Genomic DNA, 9,934 nt, shown 5'->3' with positions numbered 1-9,934 from the left:
GTCATCAACCGGCCGCCCGCAGGAGGGGAGGCGTCACAGGATCGGCTCACAGCCGATCGCCTTGCCGCCGGCGGTGAGGAACTGGCGCACCAGGTCGTCCCTGTTGGGGAACAGGTAGTCGTAGGGGTCTGATTCGAATCCGCCACTGAGGGAGAAGAAGGTGTCTTTGCCCTGGCAGGTGGTGACGTACTCGACGTACTTCCCGCTGATTCGGCGCGCTCTCCCGTACTGGGACGGATGTGAGGCGTCCTGGGTGACGGCGGTGGTCCGTGGCTCCGTGGTGATCGTGAAGGCCTGGGGCACGCTGCCGACCGCATTCCTGGTGATCACGCAGGACCAGATCGGGTCGGCTGCGGTGGTGACCTGCTGCGAGTAGCGCCGCTCGGCACCGGGGTCCTTCGCGGGGGCGAACCCGGGCAGGCCGCATACGTCGTTCCAGTCGGGGTCCGTCTCGGCCCCCCTTGCGGACAGGCTCGTAGGAGTCGGCAACTTCCGCTCCGCGCACCCGTTCTCCCGAGCTGCCGCGTTGGCGAAGGAGACGGCCAGCCGGACTCTCTCTTCGTCCAGGCCCAACTCGCTGCTGTGCACTTCGGCGCGCAGCCCCTTGGGGCATCCCTGGGGAAGCAAGGCCCACGCCACGTACTTGCTCACCGAGCCGACCGAGTCGCCGGAAAACAACCGGGCGTCCGGTGCGGCGAGCTCGGCCGGGCCCTTGGTGTCACGCTCGATGCGGAACTGTACGACCTTCTCGGTGGTTGTGAACAGACCGGATCGGACCCTGGCGGAGCAGCTGTTGTCGGGAGAGGCGTCCGTTGCGTTGAAGTCCTTGCCCTTCCTCTCGGAGATGCGTCCAGGCCCCAGCATGTCGTGCACTTGCTCCGCCGTGGCCGCGCCATTGCACACGTTGTCCGGCCCGCCGAGGTTCGTCAGCCGGTACAGCCCGAACCCCACCGCCCCGGCCAAGACGGCAGAGAGCGACAGCGTCACCGCCGCCAGCCGCACCCGCAGTCCCTTCGTGGTGAACCCTCGCCGGTCGAGCGCCTCGTTGATCTTGCTGTTCAGGCTCGAAGCGTCGCTGGACCGCTTGCTCTCGTCAGCGTTTCCCATTGCGCTCATTTCGCGCCGAAGACAGTGCGGTAGGTGTTGTCGATTCCGCTGTTGTATGCGGGACCCACCGGATCCTTGAGCTGCCGTGGCACGGTGCCGTCGAGGTCCAGGGAGTCGCCGGGATATCCGGACATGACCGCCTTGTAGTTGATCATCGCGTCCAACTGCTGCCGTCCTGCCGAAAAATGGGAGCTCAGATTGTCTTTGGCCTCGGCGTCTATCTTCGCCTTGGCGGCCTCGGCGTATTGGGCGGTTCCGATATCGACCATGCGCTGAGCGACATCGCCCACCCCTGGAATCAGGTTCGCAGGTGTGCCGAGCAGGTGGTAGTTCATCTTTGCCTGCCAATCCTTGGCCGATTTGCCGGTGTCCGCATGATCAGCGACAGAATCGGCATACACCGCATCGAGTGCGCCGAGGGCGGAGGCGGAGCTGCTGACGAGAGAGAGCAGTTTGCGGTCCGCCTGGCCCATCGCATTGGGCTGGAAGGCCTGGGCGTTGAAACCATCCAGACGACGAGCGATCTCCTGTGTCTCGGCATGCTGGATGATGGAGAAGGACTCGGGGTCCTCGGCAGCGCCCCGGATGAGGCGCAACATCCCGTCCCGGCTGATGGTGAGTCCGTCAGGTACGGATGGCCCGTACAAGTTCTTGGCAAGGATCTCGTGCATGTCTGCCGAGTAGTCGGCGATCATGTCGGCCATCGGACGGCGGAGTCCAGGAAGGAGGGACGTTTTGTCCCCGGGTCCGGACCCGGCAAGCGATTTCATCGTCTCGTCCATGATCTGCGACATGACCTTGTCGTGCGGGCGGACGACCGGCTGGCTGCTGTGCGGATCCCGGCCGGTTGTGGCCGCCTCCAGGGCGTCGCCGAGCGCTGCGCGGGAGGGGGTGGACTCTGCGGGGAAGTCCTGCTCGTGCCCTTGGAGGGGCCACGTCCGCTCGTGCAGCACGTAGTCCAGGTTCTTGGTCTTCGCCGGGTCGAAGAAGTCCTTCGATGCCTCGGGGTTGTGGCTCAGCGCCTTCATCAGGCCGCCCATCGGGTCGGTCTGGTTGTCCGGGCTGTCCCAGTTCGGGCCCCACAGGGCTTCGCCCTTGGCCTTGCTGGTGCGCTCGTAGCCGATCAGATCGTTGCCGACCTTGAGCAGAAACGGCTTGTCGTACGTGCCGCCGGCTGCCATCAGGTTGGTCAGGGCCAGATAGTTGTCGTTGTACTTTCGCGGGCCGCTCGGTGTGCTTCCGGGGCGGTGGGCGGCGGCGAGCAGTCCGTCCTCCCAGGCTTTGCCCATCCCTCCGTCACGGGTGGCCGTGGCCAGGGCCACGGACAGGTTGCCGTAGACATCCTGGTAGCCCTTGGCGTTGCGGCTGCCGTGGGCGAGGTCGTCGTAGATCTTGCTGTACTCCAGCAGGGCGTCGGGACCGGTCTTGCCGCTGATGGTGAGGCCGTTGAGCAGGGTGCTGGAGAAGTCCTTGTTCTCCGCATTGGCGGCCATGAGGGCCTGCAACTGCTTGAGCTGATCGTCGGAGAGGCTGCCGGCCTTGGCCATGAGGTCCTTGGCCCGGTTGGCGTCGGCGACCGGGCCGCCACCGTAGGGGGTGGGGTTGAAGGACGTGGTGCTGGTACCGATGTCGCCCTGGAGCGCGACGCTTGCCCGTTGGTCTGCGGCGGCGGCCTTCTCGACGGCCTTCGTCAACCGGGCCGCGATGGCCTCCGCCTTGGCCCTCAGCCCCTGGGCCAGCTTCTCGCCATCGGTGTCGTTCCGAGCCTCCTTCGGCAGGGTCCAGTTGACCTGGCCGTCTGCGGAGACGGTCATGTTCTCGGTTTGCGCGTCATGGATGGCCGTGTCGAGGTCGCGCCGGGCGGCGGTGAAGTCCTCGGCGGCGGTCTTCATGATCGCGGCGAGGGCGGTGGCGACGGCAGAGGCCTGCTTGAAGTCGCCGTCCATGCCCTGCATGGCCGTCGTCGCCGCGTCGGCGGCATCGCCCTTCCAGCCGGCCCGCTGGGCGGTGCTGGTGAGGTCCTTGGTGACCCGGCCGTCCAGAGCGGTGAGGGCCTTGGCCACGCCGGCCCAGGCCTCCGCGGCGTCGCTGACCCCGGAGAAGTCGGCCTCGTGCAGTTCCTTGAAGGACACCATCTGTGCTTTCCCCTCTCCTGGCTAGCGGGTCGCGCCGAGGTCGGCGGCGGTCCTGGCCTCGTTGTCGCCGTAGAACCGTTGGGTCTTGTCGAGGTTCGCGGCGGTGCTGCCGAGCTTGTCGTGCAGGGTCTTGCACTGCTGCAGCCACCGTTCGGTGCTGCCGGTGAGGGCACCGCCGAAGGAGAAGCCCCGGATCTTGGTCGACGCGGTGCTCGCGTACTCGGTGAGGCTGTGCGCGCCGGGGCCGGCCTTGCCGTTGGCGCTGTCGAGGTCGGTGGCGATCTGCCGCGCTATTCCGGCCGAGGCGTTGAGTTCGTGCGGGGTGTCCAGCTGGGTGGTGCCGAGGGCGGGCGGGATCAGTACGGGGTTGACACCGTTGGGCGGGGCCGGATTGGAGTACGGCGACTTCGCCGCGTACGTGGACGCCAGGCTCGGCACCGGGTCCTTGGCCGGTGCGACCGGTCCGGTGACGAAGTTCGGGTTACCCATGTGCGCGGAATCCTCCCCAATCGGCAAAGCGGCCGCTCCCCTGCGGCATGACGACCGTACAGGGAGCCTCCGTCAGTGCACCGACCCACCCTCCGTGATTCCGTGGGCGCGGGGAGTGGCCGGGTTCACCGGGCCTGGGTCGAGGGGGAATTGGCGGCTCGGCGCGGGGGTGGAGGTCTTGTTACCGGCGGGTCGCTTGCCTATCATCCCGAGTGTGACAGCTTTACTGTCAAACCCGTCGGGAAGGGTTCAGCAGCCAGTGGGTGACGCGAGCAGGGCGCCGGAGGCCGGGGGGCCGTTGGCGGGTGTGCGGGTGGTGGAGCTCGCCGGGATCGGGCCGGGGCCGTTCGCGGCGATGCTGCTGGGGGACCTCGGGGCGGACGTGGTGCGGGTGGACCGGCCGGAGCCGTCGCCGCTCGGTACGGACCCGGCGTACGACCTCAGCAACCGCAACAAGCGTTCGGTGCTGATCGACCTGAAGTCCCCGGAGGGCCCCGGGCGGGTGCTGGACCTGGTCGAGCGGGCGGACCTGCTGATCGAGGGCTACCGGCCGGGCGTCGCGGAGCGGCTCGGGGTCGGTCCCGAGGCGTGCCTGGCGCGCAACCCGGCGCTGGTGTACGGGCGGATGACCGGCTGGGGGCAGCACGGCCCCCGGGCGGCGACGGCCGGGCACGACCTCGGGTACGCGGCCGTCGCCGGGGTGCTCGGGATGGTGGCGGCGCCGGGCGGGGCCGAGGAGGCCCCCGGCATCCCGGCCAACCTGCTGGGCGACTACGCGGGCGGCTCGCTCTACCTGGTCGTCGGCCTGCTCGCCGGGTTGCACCACGCCCGCGCCACCGGCGCCGGGCAGGTGGTCGACGCCGCGATCGTGGACGGCGCGGCGCACCTCGGCTCCATGCTGTGGGGCCTGCTCGCGGCCGGCCACTGGCAGGACCGCCGGGGCGTCAACCTGCTGGACGGCGGCGCGCCCTTCTATGCGGTGTACCGGGCGGCCGACGGCGGCCACCTGGCCGTCGGCGCGCTGGAGCCGCGCTTCTACGCGGAGTTCGCCCGGCTGCTGGAGCTGGGCCCGGACGCGCCCGGCCAGTACGACCCGGCCCGCTGGCCCGAACTCCGCGCCCTGATCGCCGCCCGCTTCGCCACCCGGACCAGGGCCGAGTGGGAGGCCGTCTTCGCGGGCTCCGACGCCTGCGTGGAGCCGGTCCTGACGATGCGTCAGGCATCGGCGGACGCCCACCTGTCGGCGCGCGGGACGTACGTCGAGGCGGACGGCGTCACCCAGCCGGCCCCCGCCCCGCGCTTCTCCGCCACCCCGGGCGCCCTGCGCCGCCCGCCGGCCCGGCCGGGCGCGGACACCGCCGAGGTGGCCCGCGACTGGGGCGTCCCCGCCCTCGATCCTGACACACCGGCCCCAGGGACCGGCGGTACCTTCCCCAACTCCACGGCAGAGCAAGGAGAGTAGCGTTGCAGCGCGAGATCTTCACCGAGCAGCACGACGACTTCCGGGCCACCGTGCGGGCCTTCCTGGCCAAGGAGGTGCTGCCGCACTACGACCGCTGGGAGAAGGCCGGTATCGTCGACCGCTCCGCCTGGCTCGCGGCCGGCCGCCAGGGCCTGCTCGGCCTGGCCGTCCCCGAGGAGTACGGCGGTGGCGGCACCCCGGACTTCCGCTACGCCGCCGTACTGGCCGAGGAGTTCGCCCGGGCCGGCGCGTCCGGACTGGCGATCGGCCTGCACAACGACATCATCGGCCCGTACCTCACCTCGCTCGCCACCGAGGAGCAGAAGCGCCGCTGGCTGCCCGGCTTCTGCTCGGGCGAGCTGATCACCGCGATCGCGATGACCGAGCCCGGCACCGGCTCCGACCTCCAGGGCATCCGCACCCAGGCGGTCGACCAGGGGGACCACTTCCTGCTCAACGGCGCCAAGACCTTCATCTCCAACGGCATCCTCGCCGACCTGGTGATCGTGGTCGCCCGCACCACCCCCGAGGGCGGCGCGCACGGGCTGAGCCTGCTGGCCGTCGAGCGCGGCACGCCCGGTTTCGAGCGCGGCCGCAACCTCGACAAGATCGGCCAGAAGGCCCAGGACACCGCCGAGTTGTTCTTCGAGGACGTCCGGGTGCCGAAGGAGAACCTGATCGGCGAGCTCAACGGCGGCTTCGTCCACCTGATGCAGAACCTCGCCCAGGAGCGGCTCACCATCGCCGCCGCGGCGATCGCCGGCGCCGAGTACCTGGTCGAGATCACCACCGACTACGTCAAGCAGCGCGAGGCCTTCGGCCGTCCGCTCGCCAGGCTCCAGCACGTCCGCTTCGAGATCGCCGAGCTGGCCACCGAGTGCGCCGTCACCCGCGCCTTCGTGGACCGCTGCATCACCGAGCACAACCGCTGGGCGCTCACCCCGGCGGACGCCTCGATGGCCAAGTGGTGGGCCACCGAACTGCAGAAGCGCACCGCCGACCGCTGCCTCCAACTGCACGGCGGCTACGGCTACATGAGCGAGTTCCCGGTCGCCCGGGCGTTCACCGACGGCCGCATCCAGACCATCTACGGCGGTACCACCGAGATCATGAAGGAGATCGTGGGCCGCTCCATCCTCGGCTGAGCGCCCCCGTCCTTCCGAGCCCCCAGAGTCCCCGCTCCGAACAAGCCCCCCGCCCCGAAAACCCGCTGAAAGGCGTTCCCACCGTGACCACCGAAGCGTACGTCTACGACGCGATCCGCACCCCGCGCGGCCGGGGCAAGGCCACCGGCTCGCTGCACGGCACCAAGCCGATCGACCTGGTCGTCGGCCTGATCCACGAACTGCGCGGCCGCTACCCCGGGTTGGACCCGGCCGCGATCGACGACATCGTGCTCGGCGTGGTCAGCCCAGTCGGCGACCAGGGCTCCGACATCGCCCGGATCGCGGCCATCGCGGCCGGCCTGCCCGACACCGTCGCCGGCGTCCAGGAGAACCGCTTCTGTGCCTCCGGCCTGGAAGCCGTCAACCTGGCCGCCGCCAAGGTCCGTTCCGGCTGGGAGGACCTGGTCCTGGCCGGCGGCGTGGAGTCGATGTCCCGGGTGAAGATGGCCTCCGACGGCGGCGCCTGGTTCGCCGACCCGATGACCGCGTACGAGACCGATTTCGCCCCGCAGGGCATCGGCGCCGACCTCATCGCCACCATCGAGGGCTTCTCCCGCACCGACGTGGACGCCTTCGCCGCCGAGTCCCAGGCCCGCGCCGCCAAGGCCCAGGCGGACGGCCTGTTCGACCGCTCGGTCGTCCCGGTCCGCGACCGCAACGGCCTGGTCGTGCTGGAGCGCGACGAGTTCATCCGCCCCGGCACCACCGTCGAGACCCTGGCAGGCCTCAAGCCGTCCTTCGCCGGCATCGGCGAGGCCGGCGGCTTCGACGCCGTCGCCCTCCAGAAGTACCACTGGGTCGAGGCCATCGACCACGTCCACCACGCGGGCAACTCCTCCGGCATCGTGGACGGCGCCGCGCTGGTGGCCATCGGCAACCGCGAGGTCGGCGAGCGGTACGGGCTGCGCCCGCGCGCCCGGATCGTCTCCGCCGCCGTCTCCGGCTCCGAGCCGACCATCATGCTCACCGGCCCCGCCCCGGCCACCCGCAAGGCGCTCGCCAAGGCCGGGCTCACCGCCGCCGACATCGACCTGGTCGAGATCAACGAGGCCTTCGCCGCGGTCGCGCTCCGCTTCATCCGCGAACTCGGCTTCCGCCACGACCAGGTGAACGTCAACGGCGGCGCGATCGCGCTCGGCCACCCGCTCGGCGCCACCGGCGCGATGCTGCTCGGCACCGTGGTCGACGAACTGGAGCGGCGCGACCTGCGGTACGGCCTGATCACCCTCTGCGTGGGCGGCGGCATGGGCATCGCCACCATCGTCGAGCGCATCTGAGCCCACGCGTCGCCCGCCGCCTCCCTTCGTGGGACACGCCGCGCGTGGTACCTCCCTCTGCAGACCGGTAGACCGGTAGACCTGGAGAACTTGATGAGCGACACCACCACCATCCGCTGGGAGCAGGACCAGGACGGCGTGGTCACCCTCGTCCTCGACGACCCCACCCAGTCCGTCAACACCATGAACGAGGCCTTCACCGCCGACTTCGAGACCGTCGTCGGGCGGCTCGCCGCCCTGGCCGCCGCGGACGCGCTGCGCGGCGTGGTGATCGCCTCCGGCAAGAAGACCTTCTTCGCCGGGGGAGACCTGCGGATGCTCTCCGCCGCCCGACCCGAGGACGCCGAGGCCGTCTTCGAGAAGTCGATGCGGATCAAGCGCGCGCTGCGCACCCTGGAGACCCTCGGCAAGCCGGTCGTCGCCGCCGTCAACGGCAGCGCGCTCGGCGGCGGCCTGGAGCTCGCCCTCGCCTGCCACCACCGGATCGCGCTCGACACCCCGGCCAGCCGGATCGGCCTGCCCGAGGTCACCCTCGGCCTGCTGCCGGGCGGCGGCGGAGTGGTCCGTACGGTCCGGCTGTTCGGCATCACCGACGCCCTGCTGAAGTTCCTCCTCCAGGGCCGCCAGTACCGCCCGGCGCAGGCGCTGGAGCACGGACTGGTGCACGAACTGGTGGACACCCCGGAGGAGTTGACCGCCCGCGCGAAGGCCTGGATCGAGGCCAACCCGACCGCCGTCCAGCCCTGGGACGTCAAGGGGTACAAGATCCCCGGCGGCACCCCGGCCACCCCGGCCTTCGCCGCCAACCTGCCCGCCTTCCCGGCCAACCTGCGCAAGCAGCTCAACGGCGCGCCCTACCCGGCCCCGCGCAACGTCCTGGCCGCCGCGGTGGAGAGCGCCCAGGTGGACGTCGACACCGCGATGACGATCGAGGCCCGCTACTTCACCGAGCTGGCCTGCGGGCAGACCAGCAAGAACATGATCCAGGCGCTGTTCTTCGACATGCAGGCGGTCAACTCCGGTGCCGGACGCCCGAAGGGCGTCGAGAAGCGGCCGGTCCGCAAGGTCGCGGTGCTCGGCGCCGGGATGATGGGCGCGGGCATCGCCTACGCCTGCGCCAAGGCCGGCATCGAGGTCGTGCTCAAGGACGTCGGCATCGAGGCCGCCGAGCGCGGAAAGGCCTACTCCGAGGGGCTGTTGAACAAGGCCGTCGCGCGCGGGCGCTCCACCGAGGCCGACCGCGACGAGCTGCTGGCCCGGATCACCCCCACCGCCGAGGCCGCCGACCTGGCCGGCTGCGACGTGGTGATCGAGGCGGTCTTCGAGAACACCGAGCTCAAGCACAAGGTGTTCCAGGAGATCGAGGGCGTGGTCGGCCCCGACACGCTGCTCTGCTCCAACACGTCCACCCTGCCGATCGGCCTGCTTGCCGGAGGCGTCGAGCGCCAGGGCGACTTCATCGGGCTGCACTTCTTCTCGCCGGTCGACAAGATGCGCCTGGTCGAGATCATCCGCGGCCCGCGCACCGGCGACGAGGCGCTGGCCCGCGCCTTCGACCTGGTCCGGCAGATCGACCGCACCCCGATCGTGGTCAACGACTCCCGCGGCTTCTTCACCTCGCGGGTGATCGGCCAGTTCCTCAACGAGGGCGTCGCCATGGTCGGCGAGGGCATCCACCCGTCCAGCATCGAACAGGCCGCCGCCCAGGCCGGCTACCCGGCCAAGGTGCTCTCCCTGATGGACGAGCTGACCCTCACCCTGCCGCGCAAGATCCGCGACGAGTACCGGCGCTCGGTGGAGGCCGCCGGCGGCAGCTGGACGCCGCACCCGGCGGACGCGGTGGTCGACCGGATGGTCGACGAGTTCGGCCGCCCGGGGCGCAGCGGCGGCGCGGGCTTCTACGAGTACGGCGAGGACGGCAGGCGCGGGCGGCTCTGGCCGGGGCTGCTGGAGCACTTCTCCGGTGCTCCGGCCGGTGCTCTGGGGGACGCCCCGGGGGACGTCCCGTTCGAGGACCTCAAGGAGCGGATGCTGTTCAGCGAGGCGCTCGACTCGGTGCGCTGCCTGGAGGAGGGCGTGCTGACCTCGGTCGCCGACGCCAACGTGGGCTCGATCCTCGGCATCGGCTTCCCGGCCTGGACGGGCGGCGTGTTCCAGTACATCAACGGGTACGAGGGCGGCCCGGCCGGCTTCGCGGCCCGCGCCCGCGAACTCGCCGCCGCGTACGGCGAGCGGTTCGCGCCGCCGGCGCTGCTGGAGCGGGTCGCGGCCGAGGGGCGGACCTTCACGGACTGACCC

7 protein-coding genes are annotated in these 9,934 nt (G+C 70.6%); 4 read left to right on the top strand and 3 right to left on the bottom strand.

Going from position 1 to position 9,934, the window contains the following annotated elements:
• Positions 1–33: 33 nt before the first annotated feature.
• Genes ACFU7Z_RS00340 through ACFU7Z_RS00330 form a run of 3 tightly spaced genes read right to left on the bottom strand, consistent with a single transcriptional unit; the run spans position 34 to position 3,731 of the window.
• Positions 34–1,107: a hypothetical protein gene (locus ACFU7Z_RS00340; RefSeq protein ID WP_380775015.1), complete on the bottom strand. Its 1,074-nt coding sequence runs from the start codon at positions 1,105–1,107 to the stop codon at positions 34–36.
• Positions 1,108–1,112: 5 nt separating this feature from the next.
• Entirely contained in the window at positions 1,113–3,242 is a 2,130-nt protein-coding gene (locus ACFU7Z_RS00335; protein ID WP_380775013.1) for a hypothetical protein, read from the bottom strand.
• A 21-nt stretch (positions 3,243–3,263) separates the two neighbouring features.
• Positions 3,264–3,731 carry a hypothetical protein gene (locus ACFU7Z_RS00330; protein WP_380775011.1) on the bottom strand — a complete coding sequence of 156 codons (468 nt, stop codon included), beginning with the start codon at positions 3,729–3,731 and terminating at the stop codon, positions 3,264–3,266.
• 259 nt (positions 3,732–3,990) lie between these two features.
• Here ACFU7Z_RS00330 and ACFU7Z_RS00325 point away from each other — a divergent pair, with 259 nt between their 5' ends.
• From ACFU7Z_RS00325 to ACFU7Z_RS00310, 4 genes are all read left to right on the top strand, one after another.
• Entirely contained in the window at positions 3,991–5,193 is a 1,203-nt protein-coding gene (locus tag ACFU7Z_RS00325) for a CaiB/BaiF CoA transferase family protein (protein ID WP_380775008.1), read from the top strand.
• Positions 5,194–5,195: 2 nt separating this feature from the next.
• Positions 5,196–6,338 carry an acyl-CoA dehydrogenase family protein gene (locus ACFU7Z_RS00320; protein WP_049654671.1) on the top strand — a complete coding sequence of 381 codons (1,143 nt, stop codon included), beginning with the start codon at positions 5,196–5,198 and terminating at the stop codon, positions 6,336–6,338.
• An 83-nt stretch (positions 6,339–6,421) separates the two neighbouring features.
• Positions 6,422–7,636 (top strand): acetyl-CoA C-acetyltransferase, encoded by a 1,215-nt coding sequence (locus tag ACFU7Z_RS00315; protein WP_074002249.1) that lies wholly within the window; start codon positions 6,422–6,424, stop codon positions 7,634–7,636.
• 93 nt (positions 7,637–7,729) lie between these two features.
• Positions 7,730–9,931, top strand: coding sequence for a 3-hydroxyacyl-CoA dehydrogenase NAD-binding domain-containing protein (locus tag ACFU7Z_RS00310; RefSeq protein WP_380775006.1), 2,202 nt, complete (start codon positions 7,730–7,732; stop codon positions 9,929–9,931).
• Positions 9,932–9,934 lie beyond the last annotated feature (3 nt).

The sequence above is a fragment of the Kitasatospora sp. NPDC057518 genome (genome assembly GCF_042802075.1).
Taxonomy (GTDB): Bacteria; Actinomycetota; Actinomycetes; order Streptomycetales; family Streptomycetaceae; genus Kitasatospora.
This window is presented reverse-complemented; position numbering and strand designations above follow the sequence as displayed.

Excerpts from the sequence above, each read along its gene's own strand:
- ACFU7Z_RS00340 (WP_380775015.1), bottom strand. The coding sequence starts at position 1,107 with ATGGGAAACGCTGACGAGAGCAAGCGGTCCAGCGACGCTTCGAGCCTG.
- ACFU7Z_RS00335 (WP_380775013.1), bottom strand. The coding sequence starts at position 3,242 with ATGGTGTCCTTCAAGGAACTGCACGAGGCCGACTTCTCCGGGGTCAGC.
- ACFU7Z_RS00330 (WP_380775011.1), bottom strand. The coding sequence starts at position 3,731 with ATGGGTAACCCGAACTTCGTCACCGGACCGGTCGCACCGGCCAAGGAC.
- ACFU7Z_RS00310 (WP_380775006.1), top strand. The coding sequence starts at position 7,730 with ATGAGCGACACCACCACCATCCGCTGGGAGCAGGACCAGGACGGCGTG.